The following is an 18,400-nucleotide window of genomic DNA, read 5'->3' on the forward strand; positions in this document are numbered from 1 at the left end:
TTGAGAACACCGTTGTTCCTGCACCGGGTTCATCCCCCCGCATCAATTGAAAATCCTCTAATATTTTTTAACAACTTCAATAGTCGATGGTTCCGCTTCCAACAACAGAATATTCCACCGAGCTTTAACCTGCATAAAAAAACGCAATTAAACTCTCACATCCTGTTTTTGGCCTCAATCCATTTCGACATATACCGGGTGCTGGCCATTGTGTGATGCATCAGCATGCTCCCCGTAAAATTATGCCGCCGATGTTTTCCCAGGTTCTCCCTTACGTGCTGGATCCGGTCTGTAAAGGCCGGTTCAAACCTGCTCTTTCCAAAACGGGTGTTAACGATTTCCAGGCCGGTTACCTGGGCCTTTTCCCAGGCAGACCGGTTGGTATACAGCCGAACAGCAGCGGCGGCTATCTCCTCCGAACTTTGTGCTACCGCTCCCGGCCATTCCTTTTCTCCGTTGAGGCCTTCGGCCCCTACCGGGGTGGTTACGCTTGGGGTGCCGCACTGCATCGCCTCCACCAGCTTTCCTTTTAGTCCCGCGCCAAATCGCAGCGGGGCGAGGCAAACTTTGGCGCTGCGGACCACCGCCCGGGCGTCCGGGGTCCGTCCCTTTATGTGGAATCCCTCTCGGGGTTCATGCAAATCCGTTACCTGCCGGGACGGGTAGGCCCCGTACACATGCAGTACCGCCTTTTTCTGCCTGCTCCTGATGCGAGGCCAGACTTCTGTTTTAAGGAATTGGACAGCGTCCCGGTTCGGCGGGTGACGAAAATTCCCCATCGTAATGTAATGGGCGCGGTCGTCAAAGGTGGGCCATTCCTCGACCTGGGCCTGGTCAATGGGATTCAGCAAAAACGGCAGGTAATGGAGCAGCGATTCATCCACCTGGAAATGGTCTGTCAACAGCTTCATTTCGTATTCAGAGATAATCAGCGAGAGATCACATCTCAGGATACTGGCAATTTCCCGCTTCGCCACCTCATCCTCCAACAAGTCGACTTCGGAAAAAGGCCGGTTTTCAAGTATCGCTCTTCTTCGGGCGCGGCGCAGGCAGTGCAGGTCTTCCGTATCCAGGATTCGGAGGGCACCGGGACAGTGCTCGGCCACCCGCCACCCAAACTGCTCTTCAACCACAAACCGGTCAAACATCACGACGTCCGGTTGCAGATTCTCAAGAAAGGTATCAAAACCGGAACTGTTAATCTCCACCGGCTGAGTGTCAATGCCCCGTTCTTGCAAGTCTGCAGCGTGCTCGCTCTCGGTGGCGGAACTGGCAAAGGTGATTTTCCATCCGTGCTCTTTGAATATGGAGATCAGCTGCATCATCCGGTGGCCAGCAGCCGAAGAGTTGGGCTCGGGCCATACATACCCGACAATGAGCAACCGTGGAATATTTTGTTTCATTATTTGGCAATTTCTGCTTTAGTAAAAATTATTCCAACAATATTATATTCGTCTATAATGATAGAGACCTGTGCATAATCTGCTATTTTGTTGGGAGGTAGTTCTACTACCGACTTTATTGACCTTTAACGGGAGTCCAACTCCCTCAGACCAAGGAATTGAGGGTTTTACAAAACCCTCTGATAAAAATTAAGTAACCGATCCTAATTTTTTACACATACGTATCGCATATTGTAGGATTTTCACCGTCATGCGGGGCTCGGTTTCAACCGCAGCAGCTTATTCCAAATCATCATACTTTACCACGAAAGAAATATCAATTTTAATTGAACATCGACATTATGGAAACGGATAAAAAAACAACCTCATTCACCGATTTAATCAACAGCGACACCCCGGTCCTGGTTGATTTCCATGCCGACTGGTGCGGTCCCTGCAAGATGATGAAGCCGATCCTCAAGGATCTCAAAAAACGGGTTGGCGATGATGCCATGATCATCAAGGTTGATGTTGATGCGAACCAGCAGGCAGCTATGAAATACCAGGTCCGCAGCGTACCCACCCTGATCCTTTTTAAAAACGGGGAGATAAAATGGAGACAGGCCGGCGTTGTACAGGCCGGTCCTCTGGAAAAAATTATCAACGACCACAAATAAGCTGAGGCAGTTAGTTACCGGGCAACGGCCCTTTTAAAATTACCTATTTTGAGGAGCTTTTCTATTCCATCCAGAGGACTTTGCAAGTTATTGCCTACAGACCTTCCACAAAATCTACCATTCTCTCCCGCCCTTCCTCATCCGGCAGTCGCCCGTACCCTGCCCCCATGTTGTCCACCAGGTGTTCCGGATTGGAAGTGCCCGGGATGACACAGGTTACCGCCGGATGGGAAAGAATATATTTAAGAAAGAACTGGCCCCAGCTGTTGATATCATATTCCCTTTCAGCCCAGGTGGGAACCTTCCTGCCGCCTACAGCCCCAAACAGCGACCCGCCCTCGTACGGCTCGTTGACAAGGACCGCCACTCCATGTTCTCGTGCCGTGTTGAGTAGGTTGCGCTCCGCACTGCGGGTTCGGATCGAATAGTTAAACTGTACGAAATCTATATCTTCTGTTTTAACGATCTCTTCCAGGCGGCTGTGTGACGATACGGTATGATGCGTCACCCCGATATACCGAATCCGCCCCTGTTCTCTCCAGTCCTTAAGGGTCAGCAGGTGGGTTTGCCAGTCCAGCAGGTTATGTACCTGCATCAGGTCGATCGTATCCCGGCGCATACGCCGCATCGAGGTCTCCATCTGGCTGATACCCGCCTGCCGGCCGGTAGTCCACACCTTCGTGGCATAGAAGAATTCGTCAGCGATTCCAAGATCGGCTGTCAAGTCGCCAATAACCGTTTCCGCACGGCCGTACATCGGAGATGAGTCGATCACCTTGCCTCCCTCTTTGGCCATCAGCCTGAGGACTTCGCGAAGGGGTCTCCGCTCCGATTCTGACTTGCCCACGTCAAACTGGATCCATGTACCCAGGCCTACGACCGGTATCTCTTCTCCGGAAGAGGGGATTTTTCTTCTGCGCATGGTGGTTTCCCGGCTAAACAATGGTTGAAAAGGCTGAACCATTAGCCCGATGCCGGTCACTCCCAAGCGCTTTAACAGCTCGCGGCGTGTAATCCTCGATTCCATAATACATATTCTAAATTATGTGTCTGATTAAACGTTTGTGAAATCTCATTTTCAGAGAGCTTTGAAAAATCCTCAGTTCCTCGTTCTGAAGTTGTACTCCCATTTAAAAGACCTGCAAAGTGGTGCAACCACCTCCCAGCAAAATAGCAGGTTCTGCAAAGATCCCTGTTAACAAAACCGTGCCCTCACGGCGTTTGCCCGGACCGACTCATAGATCCATCGGCCACCAGGTACAGCATAATCAGGTCATATACGGCATGAGCTGTCATCGCCGCAGCCAGACCCGCATATTCAAAAAGATATCCCAGTCCCATGCTGAGACCAAACATCATGGCACCGAAGACCCAATGTCCTGGTTTCTGAAATTTGAAGTAGCCGTGGATACCGACAAAGATCACAGACGTGACCCAAATGCCAAGCAGGGGCTGAATGGCTCCGCGGAACAGGAGCTCCTCCCCTGTCCCGGCAAACAGGGAGAGCTGAACACAGTCAAACTTTGTCAACGGCGTATTTTTAAGTGCCCGAACAATGTAGAAGTCGTCAAGGACGCCGGCGACCGGCGGCCTTTTAATCAGGAGCGTGACGACTGCAGCCCCCGCACCTCCCGCAACCGCACCGGTCCACAACTGGTTACTTAAAGAGAAGCCGTGTTCAAATGCAGAAACAAGTTCAGTTTTGTGAAAAAAATAGAATATGAGCCAGGCCAGCAACAAATACACAACCGCAGACCCGACCGAAAGGAGCAGTAAATTGCGTTTCGGAATCTGCAGGTGTCTCCCGGGCTCATCATTTATATCTGGTTTGTCAGTCATCAATGGTGTCGATTTCCTGGTATTTTTCCCCGATTCAGGCAGCTTTAATTTAATGTATTCTGCGGTTAACTTTTTGCCCGCTCTCTGCTGGAAAGGAACCGATCACCACAGTAGGGGAAACGCCCACAATGAGGTCGGGAATAACATGCTTAACCTTTGTCTGTCTATCACCTATTGTTAGTGTCAATAAAACAGGTCAGCCCGGGGCAACCCTTGAGCGCTGATACCGGAAAAGTAGATGTTGCGTAATACAACCTCGCTCTGTTTAATTTCGTACTTCAAAGTATCGGTTCAATCATAATCCTTCATGATTTTCCTGGTTCTTTTTCCTCATGAATTGTTTAACTGTACATTGGGGAACAGCCAGGGGAAATGGGGAGGGGACTGGAATTGCAAGAAAACGGCAGTACAACAAAATCATAAAGATTCAGAATTCTGAATGGAAGCTTATTTATACCTGGAAGCTCACATAAAGGCGATTGAGCCGGTGACCGACTTTACCTACAAATGGTGCACCAGCATGGGGATGCAGCCGGATGAAGCCGCGCGATTCAGCCTTGCGGTGGATGAACTGCTGACCGACATGATTCTTTTCGCCTATCCCGATACCGACGGTTACATGGAGCTCTGGTTTCGCTACTCTCTTCCTCAGCTCGAGATTATCATACAGGAGTCCGGGGAGCCGTTCGCCCCCGACAACTACCAATACTCGCGGAAGAAAGCCCTGGACAGCGGTGATTTTGAAGGGGCCGGGCTGGAACTGGTTCGCAATTTGACCGATCATTTCCTCTTCCTGAACCGTGGCCGTGACGGCAAGGAGTTTCGGCTGGCCAAGCAGCTGACAGAACAGAGCTACTCGAACTTACAAAAGGAGGAGACTGCCGGGCCCGACGCCCCAAAGCAGAAAGAAACAGAATACACCTTAGACTCCGTAACCAAAGAAGATGCCGAAGATATTGCCAAACTCATCTACCGGTCATACGACTACTCCTACAGCAAGGAAGACCTCTATTTCCCGAAACAGAATGAGCTGGCGATTGAGCACGGGAAGAAGTTCGGTACCATCGTGCGAACGGGCAGCGGCCGACCGGCAGGCTATTTTGCCGTTATCAAAGCCCCCGACTCCCTGGTCGGTGAAGTGGGAGAAGCGGTCGTTTCTCCGCCACACCGCAAACAGGGGCTGATGAAACGGATGATGGGCAGACTGATCAAAATGAGCAGAGAGAGGGGCCTCCAGGGCCTGTATGGGCTCGCACTGACCGTCCACACGATCAGCCAGAAAGTGAATCACTCCTTCGGGTTTGGCAGCACGGCACTGCTGGTGGCGGTCACCCGCGGCTCCGGGCACCAGGATAGTACTGCGGGCAACACCCAGCCCAAATCGATCCTGGTCGATTTCCTGCCACTGGTCGACCAGTGGAACCGGACCATTGTTCTGCCGGACCGTTACCGCGGAATCCTCCGCCAGATCTACCGGCAGTTTGAAAAAACCTGCACTCTGGAAGAACCCGCAACTCCCGGCCCGCAAGGCCAAAGCGAGACCGAGATGAATCTGGAATTCACCTATAAAAACAAGACGGCCACCGTGGTGGTCTCCAGTATCGGCAACCAGTTTATTACTGCCGCCGAAAGCATGATGCGCAGCCTGGCAGAGGTGGACCTCCACGCCATCTATTTCGATATTCCATTGCAGGATTCCCCCAACAGCGAGGCCGTGGAGTGGCTTCGCAGGAACCGGTTCATTTTTGCGGGCCTGATGCCGATGAACCACCGGGAGCAGGACTACCTCCGCATGCAGAAACTCCTGGTTCCGATCAATTTTGACCTGATTGAGGTCTATTCGGATACGGCCCGGAACATAAAAACCTTTATCAAGGATGAATATAATGCAGTATACCAGGAGCAATAGTCGACTGACCGTACAACTTGAAAGCGATTTCAACCTGAATGCAGTGCGAGAAATCAAGACATTGTGGGACGGGCGGAAAGAGCTGCATGTTGACCTTCAGCAAGCACGATTTGTTAATACCGAGGCTGTCATATTCATCCACAAGCTGCTCCAAGGTCGCACCAGAGTGCGACTGAAAAATCCCCCGAAAATCTTTTTCGAAGTACTGCACATTTTGGGCCTGCACGAAATCTGGGATCTTGAAAACATCATACAGCGGTAACTCAAACACCCATCACTATGGAAAACAATGATCAGTCAACCGTCTCCCTTGACCTGGAAACGCTCTGGGATCACGTCTTTACCGTGCATCCCCTTGTAATCATCGGGTCAATGGACGACGAGGAAACCCCAAACTTTGCTCCAAAACATATGGCGTTCCCGGTAGGGTGGGATCGTTATTTCGGATTTGTCTGCACCCCGGCCCACAGTACCTACCAGAATATCAGGAATTTTGACGAGTTTACGGTTACCTATCCCAAACCCGATCAAGTCATTTTTACCAGCCTGACCGCCACCCGGCGCCGGGAGGATGATACCAAGCCCGAGCTTGAAACCATCCCGCGTTTTGCGGCATCAACCGTGGCGCCCTTCTTCCTAAAAGAGGGATACTTCTATCTTGAATGCCGACTGCACAACATTATTGACGGTTTTGGGGAGAACAGCCTTATCCTGGGTGAAGTGGTGAAGGCGCATGCTGATGAGAACTATATCCGGAAAAATGCACGTGACGACAATGAATTGATCTATAATCATCCTCTCATGGCCTACCTGAACCCGGGGCGTTTTGCGGTCGTGAATGAATCGCAGGCATTCCCATTCCCGAAAAAATTCAGGAAATAATCGATGGTTGATCAAGATACGGCAACACGTATTTTAAAAACCTGCCAGGAGGAGGAATCCTGGTTCCTGGACCTGCTGGAGCAGCTGGTAAAGATAGAAACACCACCCCACGAGCCGCATTCACACCGCACCCTGTTCGAGCAGATCCAGAGTGTATTGACCGACCTGAACTTTACGAGCTCGGTTTACCCGGGGGATACCAGCGGAGGACAGCTTTATGCGCGGCCATCGCCCCCCCAGGCAGGCGGGTACCAGCTGATGCTTGGCCATATCGATACCGTCTGGCCGGCGGGAACCCTCGAGAGCATGCCGTTCGCCCGGAATGGAAATGTCATCACCGGTCCCGGCATCTACGACATGAAAGCCGGCGTCACCATGATGCTGACAGCCCTGAAAGTGCTAAAAGAACTCGGTATCGATCCGCCTCTTCAACCGATCCTTTTCATAAATTCAGACGAGGAAACCGGCAGTACCGATTCCAAAAAACGGATCACCTGGCTGGCCCGGGTCGTACATCGGGTGTTTGTACTTGAACCGTCGATGGGCAGGGACGGGAGGATTAAAACACGCCGCAAGGGAGTGGGACACTTTGTACTGCGGGTTACCGGGAAATCCTCCCACGCCGGACTGGAACCGGAAAAGGGACGGAGCGCGATCCTCGAACTTTCGTACCTGATCCAGCAGCTTTTTCAGCTAAATGACCCGGAACACGGCATTACCGTCAACGTGGGCAAAGTTGACGGGGGTATCCGAACGAACGTAGTGGCCCCGGAAAGCTCGGCTGATGTCGACGTCCGCGTCCTGAACAAGAAAGATGCCCGGAAAATTGAAGAAGCAATCAAAAACTTGTCCCCCTCCACCCCGGAGGTATCGGTGGATATTTCGGGAGGATTCGGCCGCGAGCCGATGACCCAAAACGAGCGTAATCGCCGGTTATGGCACACCGCCAAAGCCCACGGCCGCTTGCTGGGGATGGAGCTCAAACAAGCCACTTCCGGCGGTGCTTCGGACGGCAACCTGACCAGCCAGCATGCCGCCACCCTGGACGGCCTCGGAGCCGTTGGCGAAGGAGCACACAGTCCGGATGAAAAAATATTCCTGGAAGAGACGGTCCGGCGCACGGCTCTGCTTGCCCTGCTCCTTTTGACGCCCGACCCGGAAAAATTCACAGGTTGACCGCAGAAGCTTTATTTTACTTAGGGTTTCGCAAAACCCTTAAATCTTCGTTCTGAGGAAGTTGTACTCCCGTTTAAAGGTCACCAAGGTCGGTGGTACAACCCCTCCCAACAAAATAGCAGATTCTGCAAAGATTCCTTACTATTCTTAACCTCGGCATTCGGTATAATAATCCGACCTTCATCATTTTATTGCACAATAACCGGAGACAGAACGAACGCGCATATATTCCGGATTTAAATCAGCGATGGGGAAAACCAAAACTCCCGATCATCAAATGTAAATCGGTATTATAGATGGAAACAGAAGCGGCGGTACTGTGGAACTTGCTTTCGGCCCTCGGTGTGGGACTGCTCATCGGTATTGAGCGCGGGTGGACCGGGCGCAAGGAGGATGAAGGAGACCGCGTGGCCGGAATCCGGACCTTCAGCCTTGTGGGACTTCTCGGGGGACTTTCCGCCGAGATGACCCACTATATCGCGGATTGGTTCCTGGGGGTGATCCTGCTGGCCCTTGCGGCCCTCATTGTCACCTCCTATATGGTTGAAGCCACCGTCCGCGAAGACAAGGATGTCGGTATTACCACCGAAATAGCACTCTTGCTGACGTTTGCTCTGGGTGCCTGGGCAACCAGTGACTATCGTATTTATGCCCTTGGAGCGGCCGTACTGGTGATGGTTCTTCTCAGCCTAAAACCGGTACTGCACCGATGGCTTCGCATGATTGAGGTCAAAGAAATCTATGCCGGTATCAAACTGTTGGTCATCTCCGTTCTGTTCCTGCCTCTCCTTCCCAACAGGGGCTACGGTCCCTGGGAAACCCTTAATCCCTATTGGATATGGTGGATGGTGGTGCTTATTTCGGGCCTTTCGTTTGCCGGATATGTTCTTATCAAGTACAAGGGAGAACGGCTGGGCACCCTGTTGACCTCGATCACCGGGGGACTGGCCTCCTCCACAGCGGTTACGCTCAGCCTGGCCCAGTTTGCACGCCAGCAAAAACAGGCGCTCAGCACTATCTTTATCGCCGGGGTGCTGGTCGCTTCTTCCATCATGTTCGTCAGGGTGGCTGTTGAGGTCGCCATCGTAAATGCAGAGCTGTTGCATCCCCTCTGGATCCCGCTCGCAGTAATGCTGGTACTGACCGCGGGTGGTGGAATTTGGCTATGGAGTCGCCACAAGGAGTTTTCCCGGGACCAACCGACCCTTGAACTGAAAAACCCACTCCAGCTTTTTACAGCCATCCAATTTGGACTGCTGCTGGGACTTATCCTGCTGCTGGCAACGGCGATGGAAAAGTGGTACGGCAATCAGGGGATATACCTGCTGGCTCTCTTTTCCGGGCTGATGGATGTCGATGCGATTACGCTCTCCCTCTCCCGCATGGCACAAAATGAAACCGATCCCCAGGTTGCGGTATCAGGCATCATAATTGCAGTAATTGCCAATACTTTTGTCAAAGCGGGCCTCTTTGTCTTTTGGGCGGGATTCAGGAAAAGCAAGTCCCTGATATGGCTCGTACTCATGATTTCAGCAGCTGGAGTCCTCTCACTGATTCCCTTTGTGTGACGCCAGTTCTCCCCTGATTATGAGACCAGTTCAGCCATCGCCTCCGCCATTCGCCGGCCCAGCTCAATATATGTTTGGCTGTCGTAATGCCAGGGATCGATCCATCCGTGCCCTTCCGGGGGGCGAACAAAGGCCGCACAGGCATCATTACCTGCCACCTTTTCCTGGGCTTGCCGGACAATACCCGCCCACGGCAGGGCCGGACGCCCCTCTTCCCGGCCGGTTTCTGAAACACCGGCGATGACAACCGGAAGCTGGGGATGGCCCGTCAGCTTTCGCATGCGACCAATGATCTTTTCCAGGTTTTCCTCATATGCCTCCGCGATCTCCTTTGTATAAGCAGCGTCACTCTCTCCCTGCACCCAAAGTATACCGGCCGGGCTCAACTTCAGGACCTCTCCATCCCGGTCACGACCGGCGCGGGAAACTGCCCGCCGATAGTAATATTTGAAATGTGTCCACTGGTTGACATCCTCAACATCCGGATCCCAGCAACCCCAGTCATCAGGCGTCTCCGGGTGAATGGAGGAGCCACTCCTGGCGTATTTTAAAAGAGCCACTCCCCGGCCTGCATGGAGGGTACGAATACGAGCTGCAAATGCCAGCTCCGGACCAAAGCGGCCGGAGGGGAGGCTCATCTCCCCCTCCTCATTCCTGATAAAACGGTGCCCGTACCCGTGACCGGGACCAAGCTCCACCCATCGTCCGATATCCTCTGGCGGCTCCCCGTCATCTTTGCGGTTGGGATTGTAGATAAGGACATTCTCCTGCGTGCGGTTAAGATCGGGGGGCAGTTCCAAGACAAATCCCATGCCGTCCATATTCGACTGACCCGCAAGGATATACAGCGGATAGCTTCCGGAGCTGGATTCTTTTTCGAGGGATGAACGGGAAATATCATCAGTCATCGGCTTACAGGCTCATTGTAAAGAGGATAACTCGGCACTCCGTGAAAAGTACGCCGAGTTCGGTATAACAGCAATTCCACCAGCGAAAGGAGTTTTACCAACCCGCTGCTGGTGTCACGCCAGATCCCGGATCTCGACCTTTCACTGACGTGTGAACACGGATACTACCGCACTGCACAGACAGATCAGGTAAAGGGTGGTATAGAACCTCCTGCTTTGTTGGGAGTTGATTTTACTGGGGGGGGCAAGCAGACGTACAACGTCTTAAAAACGACAAATCGAGTATTCCCTCCTCCCTAAAACCCTCTAAAAGCGAGTCTCCACGTTTTTAAAAAATGCGTTGAATATAGAGTAGGGAGTTTATATATTTGACCAGTTTTGGACTTAATTACGTGAACACTCAAAACGACCTGCATTTGTTTTATAAAATGAAGCCGGATGCGATACCCAAATCATGCTTTTTAAAGCATTGGGCTTCTCTTTTCAAAAAATTTTTGATCAACACACTTCACCCTTCTTTCTCTCAATCCGACACATTTTTTGTTGTCGGATTTTTTTTAGATATAAACCGCAACCCGTTAACAACACTCCATCAAAGATAATGTCCCTTTACCCTCGCGATAAAGCCATAATTGCACTTTCCGACGGTACCGTCGAACATGGATACGCCATCGGCAAGAAAGGTACCACCGGTGGTGAACTCTGTTTCAACACCAGCATGACCGGGTACCAGGAAATATTTACCGACCCCAGCTACTACGGGCAGCTTATGATGATGACCTATCCCCATATCGGAAACTACGGCACCATGAGCCGCGACGATGAAGCCCGAAAAGTGATGATCGCCGGACTCATTGTACGCTCGTTTTCCTGGGAGTTCAGCAATCCCCAGGCCGACGGCAGCCTTCAGGAATACCTGAAACGAAATGAACTCGTTGGCATCACCGGTGTCGACACCCGCAAACTGGTACGCCACATACGGGCCAAGGGCGTCATGAATGCGGTCATTTCGTCGGAAGAACTGGATGAAGAAAAACTCGTTAAAAAAGCCCGGGAATGGCCACAGATGAAAGGGCTCGAACTGGCCACCAAGGTAACCCGGCAGGAACCGCAGACCATCCACAGCGACGGTCCCTACAAAGTGGCCGCTTTTGATTACGGAATCAAACAGAATATTATCAACAACCTGAACAAGCGCGGGTGCACACTGCGTATTTTTCCCGCCAAAGGGGATTACATCGATGAGATCGAGGAATGGAATCCCGATGGCTTTTTCTTCAGTAACGGACCCGGCGATCCCGATGCCACCAGCCAGTACGCCCTCGAAACCGTCAATTATGCCAAGGAGACCGGCAAGCCGATGTTCGGCATCTGCCTGGGGCACCAGCTGATGGCCCTCTCTGAAGGGATCCCGACCATGAAAATGTATGTCGGCCACCGGGGAGCCAACCAGCCGGTGAAAAACCAGGAAACCGGGAACGTGGAGATTACCACGCAGAACCACGGATTTGCCGTAGACGAAGATGCACTCGACGAATCAAAAGTGGAAATCACCCATGTGAATCTGAATGACGATACCATTGAGGGCCTCCGTTTTAAAAACTTTCCGGGATTCTCCGTGCAATATCACCCGGAGGCGTCTCCCGGCCCGCACGACTCTTCCTATCTCTTTGACCAATTCCTGGATATGATCCGGGAGCATAAGGAAGAGCTGGTTTAGACCAGTCCGCAACCACACGGGCGCGGGCCTGTAGCGCTCCAACCGACCTGTGCCTCACATAAATCCAAATTTGATCAAAAGAACAGAACCCTAAAAAATAAAATGCCAAGACGCGACGACATCCACAAAATTCTCATTATCGGTTCAGGACCCATCGTAATTGGACAAGCTTGCGAATTCGACTATTCCGGATCACAGGCATGTCGCTCACTGATGGAAGACGGCTACGAGGTCGTGCTTATCAACTCGAACCCGGCCACCATCATGACCGACCCCCTTATGGCCGACGAGGTCTACCTGAAACCGCTGACTACCGATTCTATCAAGGAAATTGTAGAAAAGGAATCTCCTGATGCCGTTCTCCCCACCATGGGCGGGCAAACCGGACTAAACCTGACGCGGGACCTGCAGCAGGAAAACTTCTGGGAAGAAAACGGCATCGAGATCATCGGTGTCAACATCGACGCTGTCGAGATCACCGAAGACCGGCAGGCGTTCCGCGACCTGATGGACGAGATCGACATTCCGCAGTGCCACAGCCGCATCGCCGACTCCCTGCTGGAGGCCAAGGAGATTACCGAAGAGCTGGGCGGCCTCCCGATTGTCATCCGCCCCTCTTTTACGATGGGCGGCGACGGGGGCGGTATCGTCTGGAGCGAGGATGAGTTTGAACGCAAGGTCCTGCGGGGGCTGGAGTTGAGTCCCGTTCACCAGGTGCTCATCGAGGAAAGCATCTTCGGGTGGAAAGAGTACGAGCTGGAGCTGCTGCGCGATCCCAACGACACGGTCGTCATTGTCTGTACCGTGGAGAATATCGACCCGATGGGCGTGCACACCGGTGACTCGGTGACCGTGGCCCCCTCCCAGACGCTGACCGACAAGCAATTCCAGATGCTGCGCGATGCCGCCATAAAGATGATGAACTCCATCGGCGAGTTTGCCGGGGGGTGTAACGTGCAGTTTGCCGTGGAACCGGGCTCCGACCGTTTTGTGGCGATTGAGATCAACCCGCGCGTCAGCCGCTCCTCTGCCCTGGCCTCCAAGGCCACCGGCTACCCGATCGCCAAAATTGCAACCAAGCTCGCGGTCGGTTACGACCTGCACGAACTTCCAAACCCGATCACCGGCGTATCCTCCGCCTGCTTTGAACCCTCCATCGACTATGTCATTGTAAAGGCGCCCCGCTTCAACTTCGATAAATTTCCCGGCGTGGATGAAGAACTGACCACCCAGATGAAGGCGGTGGGCGAAGTGATGTCGATCGGGCGAAACTTCCCGGAAGCCCTTAACAAAGCCTGGCAGTCGCTCGAAATCGGTCGTGCCGGTCTCGGGGCTGACGGATACGAGGAGATCGACCGTAAAACCGTGCGGGAACGCCTCATGAAACCGTACTGGGACCGGCTCCTGAATATACGTCACGCCTTCAAGCTGGGAGCCTCGGTTGAAGAAATTGCCGATATTACCAAGATCGACCCCTGGTTCCTCCAGCAGATCCGGTACATGGTTTCACTCGAAAACCGAACAGAGGGCCAGTCGCTGGACAGCATCAGCAAAGACGACCTCTACGAGCTTAAACAAGCCGGTTTCAGCGATACCCAGATCGCCTGGATGCTGAGCCAGAGCAACGGCCCGGTAAGTGAATATGATGTACGGGAAAGACGAAAAGAGCTCGGACTCAAGCCGGTCTTTAAGGTTGTGGATACCTGTGCGGCCGAGTTTCCCGCCGAGACTCCCTACTTCTACTCCTCATACGAGGGCGAAAACGAAAGCGAAGTCTCCGACAGGAAAAAGGTGCTGATCCTCGGCAGCGGACCGAACCGCATCGGGCAGGGTATTGAATTTGACTATACCTGTGTGCATGCTGTAGCAGCCGTCCAGGAGATGGGCTACGAGGCGATTATGGTCAACTGTAATCCCGAGACCGTCTCCACCGACTTCGATATTGCGGACAAGCTATACTTCGAACCGGTGTACTGGGAGCGCGTGCTCGATATTATCGAGTATGAACAGCCGGAGGGCGTGATCCTGCAAGTGGGCGGGCAGACAGCACTCAAGCTCGGCAAGCGCTTTGTAGAGGAGGGCATCAAGATTTTCGGAACGCCGTTCGAAAAGATCAATTTTGCCGAAGATCGCGGTGCATTCTCCGACTTTCTTGAACGACTCGATATCCCGTTCCCGGACTACGGCACCGCCCGAACAGTCGAAGGCGCCCTGGATGTGGCCCGGGAGATCGGCTACCCGGTCCTTATTCGTCCCAGCTATGTACTCGGGGGGCAGGGTATGCGCATCGCTATCAAAGAGGAAGAGCTCAGGGGATATACCGAATCGATCCTGAAAACCCACCCGGAAAACGACTTCCTGATCGACCGCTTCCTTGAAGATGCGGTTGAGGTGGATGTAGATGCGGTTTATGACGGCGACCAGCTGCATATCGCCGGCATCATGCAGCATATTGAACCGGCGGGCGTCCACTCGGGCGACTCTACCGCGGTAATCCCGACCTACTCCCTGAGCGATACTGCCCTCGATAAAATCAAGGAGTACCACGAAAAGATCGCCAGCAACATGGGCATTATCGGGTTCCTGAATGTGCAGTATGCCGTAAAAGGGGACCAGGTATATGTACTTGAGGCCAACCCGCGCTCTACCCGTACCATCCCGTTCCTGGCCAAAGCCACACAGCGGCCAGAGGCGCGTATTGCGGTGAAGGTGATGCTGGGAGCCAAGCTCAAAGACTTCCCGGAAGAAGATCTCAAATCCAAGCTGACCAAGTGGGCGATCAAGGAGCCGGTATTCCCCTTCAACAAATTCCCGGAAGTCAAGAAAGAACTGGGACCCGAGATGAAGTCGACCGGTGAAACAATCTACTTTGCCGAAGATTTCAACGACGAGCACTTCAAAAAGCCGTATGAGTTCAAGAACCTGTACCTGAGCAAGTAGGCTTGCCTTTTATACTTCAAATCGCAAGATCCATCCTGACAACTTCGGGATGGATCTTTTTTTGTTGAGGAGGGGGCAAAAAGTCAAGGTTGCTTTTTTCCGGATACAGGGATCACTTTGGGATCAAGCCTAAGGGAACATCTCGATTGGGAGAACAGCCCTATTTTCTTGTCGGGGCCTTTTCATCCACTTTCCTTGTTCATTTTCTACCGGAAAAAACGCAATAATCATCAGGTGATTTTTTTGCGTTCCCTCCGCCTTGCCGCAACCTGGACTTCTCTCTTGATCAATACAAAAAGGTGTACTCTATCTTCAGCAGCAGAGCATTTTCGGGAAAGATCTCAAAGGTATCGTTGATACGTTGATTGATAGAACGCCCATACGGGGAGCGGCCGTACGGAGCCAGGGGATTCAGGCTTTCCCGCAACTGACGACCGTGGGTCCAAACCAGATAGATATTGGAACCCGGCTGATATTCCCAGCGCAGTACGACGTTTGACTGAAGACTACTCAACGAGAACTCTGATCGCTTCGGGTAGGACGAATATCCTGCCAGTTGGTCCCAGTCCTGCATAATCTTGAAATCCTGGTAACGCCCCCGGGCTAAAAACAGCTGACTGTAGAGTTGCAGCGAAAGTTTTGGGGTAAAGGTTACGTCGCTGCGCAGGGTGAGATCGAGCGAGCGGGTGTCGCGCCGGCCAAATACCGGGGTGTACCAGGTGTTGCCGTTATAAGGTGAAATATTTGCAAAAATGGTATTCAGGCGGCCCTGGTTCTCCAGTGTTCTGTACTCACCGTCGGCAAGCTGATCCGGCGAGGCCGAGCGCTCTCCAATCTCCCACTCGGAGCCGGTATATCGGAACGACTCGTTGGAAGCCCAGGCCGTGACATCTTCTTCCCATTCCCCCTCCAGGTTCGCATACAGGTTCAACCGGGTCCCGATATTCCAGTCGCCCCAGAACCCAAAAGCATATCCCTGTCCTCCATCTTCATGCCAGGTGTAGGATGCCTCTGGCTGTACCTGCCACTGACGGCGTTCGTCGGTGTTAAATTCCCCCACAAGCTGGTAGGAGGCAGGCCGTGCCCAGGGACCCAGTCCACGCGTTTCAAACAGGTCATATCCTCCAAACGGGCGTTCGATATTCATGCCAAACTCGATTTCCTGGAACTCCATGGTCATCCAGGAAGACGTAAGTTCAAGTGAGAATCCCAAATTGAGCCTCTCGTCATAGGAAAATTGCTGAATGCCAAATGCTTCGACGTCAGCACGTCGCAGGGGTCCGAATGGCTCCCCCCTGTTGATTTGGTATTCTAACCGGTATAGATTGGCGATAAAATTATTCTCCCTTAGCTGGCCGATATCGTTGGGATCAAATTCATCCCCAAACAGATCCAGCCCAACAAAACCGTTTAGGATACCCTGGCGCTTTCGGAGCCAGACTTTCCCGGCCATCCCGGTGCTGGAGCTTCGGCCCGGAGCTGTCCAGTTTCGGTGGGTAAAGGCCGAAAACCCTTCCACCCCGTAGCGGTTGTCAAGGAAACGAATATCCCAGTCAACTCCCCCGCTGGCAGTTTGAATCCGCCCGGTACCGTCGGGCGAAGGAGCATCATAGCCGGTTACTATCGCTCCGGCCTCTGAAACGGAGCCGATCTGCTGGCGTACCCGTGCCGCCCCGTAATTGCGGCTCGGGTCAAAATCACTGCCCGAAGTGGCCCCGAGAATACCAAAAGAAGTTCCACTTTCGGTTCGGCCAGACAGCTTTGTCGCCCCGATAATGGGTGCCTCTGCACCGATCCGACGGGTATACAGCAGTTCACCGGGTCCCACGGAAAATTCGTAAATCTGTATCCCTTCAATAAAAAAGGGTCGCTTCTCGTCAAAAAAAGTTTCAAACGCTGTAAGATTGAGCACCGCCGGATCGGATTCCACCTGTCCGAAATCCGGGTTGATCGTGGCGTCGAGGGTAATGTTCGGTCCAAGACCGATCTTGAGATCTCCACCCAGGTCCATATTTGTACTGACATCGGCCCGGCCGGGATCCTGCAGGCTCTCCTGCGAGGTGAGTCCGGCAACGGTATAGGGCCTCACCTGGATATTGGGTTTCGGCTCAATATTCTCGATTTGAGTCAACCGGCCGAACCGGGCCACCAGATTAGATCGGTCCGCCCGGGAAACCAGTGGCCACTCTACTACTTCCCCCAGCCTCGGAATGCGGCGGGTAAAATGGATACCCCATGTCTGGAGATCGGTATCAGGAAAACGCAACATGCTGTTGGGAATTCTCATCTCCACAACCCAGCCTTCATCGTTAACCGAAACGGCGGATTCCCACACCGCATCCCAGGAAGGATCCATGCCGGGTGGGGCATCCCCTCCCCCGCCACCGCCTCCCGAACGAAGAGCATCAAACTGGACCCCGGCAGCATTCAGTCCAAATGTGTAAGCAGTTCGTTTGTTAAAGTATGAATCAATAGATACCAGAAACCAGTCGGCCTGATTATACTCATCCCGTCGGCCCAGCGTCTGTTGTATTTCGGATGGCCTTTGATCATGGAGTATCGCCCCTATATAAACATTCCCCTCTCCGTACAACACCCGGACTTCAGTACGTTGGGAGGCGGGGGAACCCTCATTCGGTTCAAACTGCTGAAACCCGGTAACCGGTTGTGCCTCTTTCCAAATAGCCTCGTCCAGCATGCCATTAATTGAAACCGGTTCATCGATTTTTGTTGCAGGAATCTCACTATTACCCTGGGCAAAATTGACATCCACCTGAATAAAGAGCAGTAAAATGAACGCTATAACCAGAAATCTGTATATAAACATGGCATGACTGTTAAAGGCATGTAAAATATTGACTTGCCCGATAATTTAAGTTTTTCGTTGTATTTGATCCAAAATTGAAGTTTAACAGGTTCTTTAATATAACGAACTTGGAAAACCTGTATAAACTTTAAGAGACCTTTGCAGAACCTGCTATTTTGTTGGGAGGTAGTTGTACTACCGACCTTGGTGACCTTTTAACGGGAGTACAACTCCCTCGGAACGAAGAAGTGAGGGTTTTGCAAAGCCCTCTTTAAAACAATGGCTTTTTAGCCTGGATTATTCACCAATATTTTTTCATCTGCATGACGAAGTTGAAATAGTGAGTGGAACGTATTCCTATACGTTGAATGAGCTATCTCAACTTCAACCAAGCACAGTGAAAAATTCCGCCGTGCCGGGAAAAGGATAAAATTAAATATCTTTCTTCACTACAAGCTAGCCTAATTGTTAAACATCGATGTATGGTATCAATGAATATTGTTCGTGAATAATCCGGGTTCGTAGCTCAATCCATAGCCAAAAGGATACAAGGTATGCTCCCCGGGGTATCCCGGAGCGTCGGGATCCTGCTC

At 52.3% G+C, this 18,400-nt stretch carries 13 protein-coding genes; 8 read left to right on the forward strand and 5 right to left on the reverse strand.

The window, feature by feature from the left end:
* Positions 1-155: 155 nt before the first annotated feature.
* Positions 156-1,403 carry a glycosyltransferase gene (locus ACG2F4_RS03165; protein WP_395258309.1) on the reverse strand — a complete coding sequence of 416 codons (1,248 nt, stop codon included), beginning with the start codon at positions 1,401-1,403 and terminating at the stop codon, positions 156-158.
* Between the two features lie 341 nt (positions 1,404-1,744).
* On the opposite strand from ACG2F4_RS03165, the gene trxA reads away from it, so the two are divergent.
* Positions 1,745-2,059 carry a thioredoxin gene (gene trxA, locus ACG2F4_RS03170; RefSeq protein WP_395258311.1) on the forward strand — a complete coding sequence of 105 codons (315 nt, stop codon included), beginning with the start codon at positions 1,745-1,747 and terminating at the stop codon, positions 2,057-2,059.
* A gap of 94 nt (positions 2,060-2,153) precedes the next feature.
* On the opposite strand, the gene ACG2F4_RS03175 is transcribed toward trxA, so the two are convergent.
* Complete coding sequence (locus tag ACG2F4_RS03175) at positions 2,154-3,086, reverse strand: aldo/keto reductase (RefSeq protein WP_395258313.1); 933 nt, start codon at positions 3,084-3,086, stop codon at positions 2,154-2,156.
* A gap of 185 nt (positions 3,087-3,271) precedes the next feature.
* Positions 3,272-3,898 (reverse strand): CPBP family intramembrane glutamic endopeptidase, encoded by a 627-nt coding sequence (locus ACG2F4_RS03180; protein WP_395258315.1) that lies wholly within the window; start codon positions 3,896-3,898, stop codon positions 3,272-3,274.
* A gap of 439 nt (positions 3,899-4,337) precedes the next feature.
* On the opposite strand from ACG2F4_RS03180, the gene ACG2F4_RS03185 reads away from it, so the two are divergent.
* From ACG2F4_RS03185 to ACG2F4_RS03205, 5 genes are all read left to right on the forward strand, one after another.
* Positions 4,338-5,807, forward strand: coding sequence for a GNAT family N-acetyltransferase (locus ACG2F4_RS03185; protein WP_395258317.1), 1,470 nt, complete (start codon positions 4,338-4,340; stop codon positions 5,805-5,807).
* Complete coding sequence (locus ACG2F4_RS03190; RefSeq protein ID WP_395258319.1) at positions 5,776-6,069, forward strand: hypothetical protein; 294 nt, start codon at positions 5,776-5,778, stop codon at positions 6,067-6,069. Before ACG2F4_RS03185 ends, ACG2F4_RS03190 begins: the two co-directional genes overlap by 32 nt.
* 17 nt (positions 6,070-6,086) lie before the next feature.
* A complete protein-coding gene (locus tag ACG2F4_RS03195) occupies positions 6,087-6,689 on the forward strand; it encodes a flavin reductase family protein (protein WP_395258320.1) in 603 nt (200 codons plus the stop codon).
* Positions 6,690-6,692: 3 nt separating this feature from the next.
* Complete coding sequence (locus tag ACG2F4_RS03200; RefSeq protein WP_395258322.1) at positions 6,693-7,865, forward strand: M20 family metallopeptidase; 1,173 nt, start codon at positions 6,693-6,695, stop codon at positions 7,863-7,865.
* A 296-nt stretch (positions 7,866-8,161) separates the two neighbouring features.
* On the forward strand, positions 8,162-9,433 hold the full coding sequence (locus ACG2F4_RS03205; RefSeq protein ID WP_395258324.1) for an MgtC/SapB family protein: 1,272 nt from the start codon (positions 8,162-8,164) through the stop codon (positions 9,431-9,433).
* A 17-nt stretch (positions 9,434-9,450) separates the two neighbouring features.
* Here ACG2F4_RS03205 and ACG2F4_RS03210 read toward each other — a convergent pair whose 3' ends face one another.
* Positions 9,451-10,341, reverse strand: coding sequence for a sialate O-acetylesterase (locus ACG2F4_RS03210; protein WP_395258326.1), 891 nt, complete (start codon positions 10,339-10,341; stop codon positions 9,451-9,453).
* Positions 10,342-10,942: 601 nt separating this feature from the next.
* On the opposite strand from ACG2F4_RS03210, the gene carA reads away from it, so the two are divergent.
* Both carA and carB read left to right on the forward strand, forming a co-directional pair.
* Positions 10,943-12,061 (forward strand): glutamine-hydrolyzing carbamoyl-phosphate synthase small subunit, encoded by a 1,119-nt coding sequence (carA, locus tag ACG2F4_RS03215; RefSeq protein WP_395258328.1) that lies wholly within the window; start codon positions 10,943-10,945, stop codon positions 12,059-12,061.
* 102 nt (positions 12,062-12,163) lie between these two features.
* Entirely contained in the window at positions 12,164-15,001 is a 2,838-nt protein-coding gene (gene carB / locus ACG2F4_RS03220) for a carbamoyl-phosphate synthase large subunit (RefSeq protein WP_395258330.1), read from the forward strand.
* 286 nt (positions 15,002-15,287) lie between these two features.
* Here the strand turns inward: carB and ACG2F4_RS03225 are convergent, their stop codons facing one another.
* Complete coding sequence (locus ACG2F4_RS03225) at positions 15,288-17,828, reverse strand: DUF5916 domain-containing protein (protein ID WP_395258332.1); 2,541 nt, start codon at positions 17,826-17,828, stop codon at positions 15,288-15,290.
* Positions 17,829-18,400 lie beyond the last annotated feature (572 nt).

The sequence above is a fragment of the Halalkalibaculum sp. DA3122 genome (genome assembly GCF_043951865.1).
Classification (GTDB): Bacteria; Bacteroidota; Rhodothermia; order Balneolales; family Balneolaceae; genus JAMQKA01.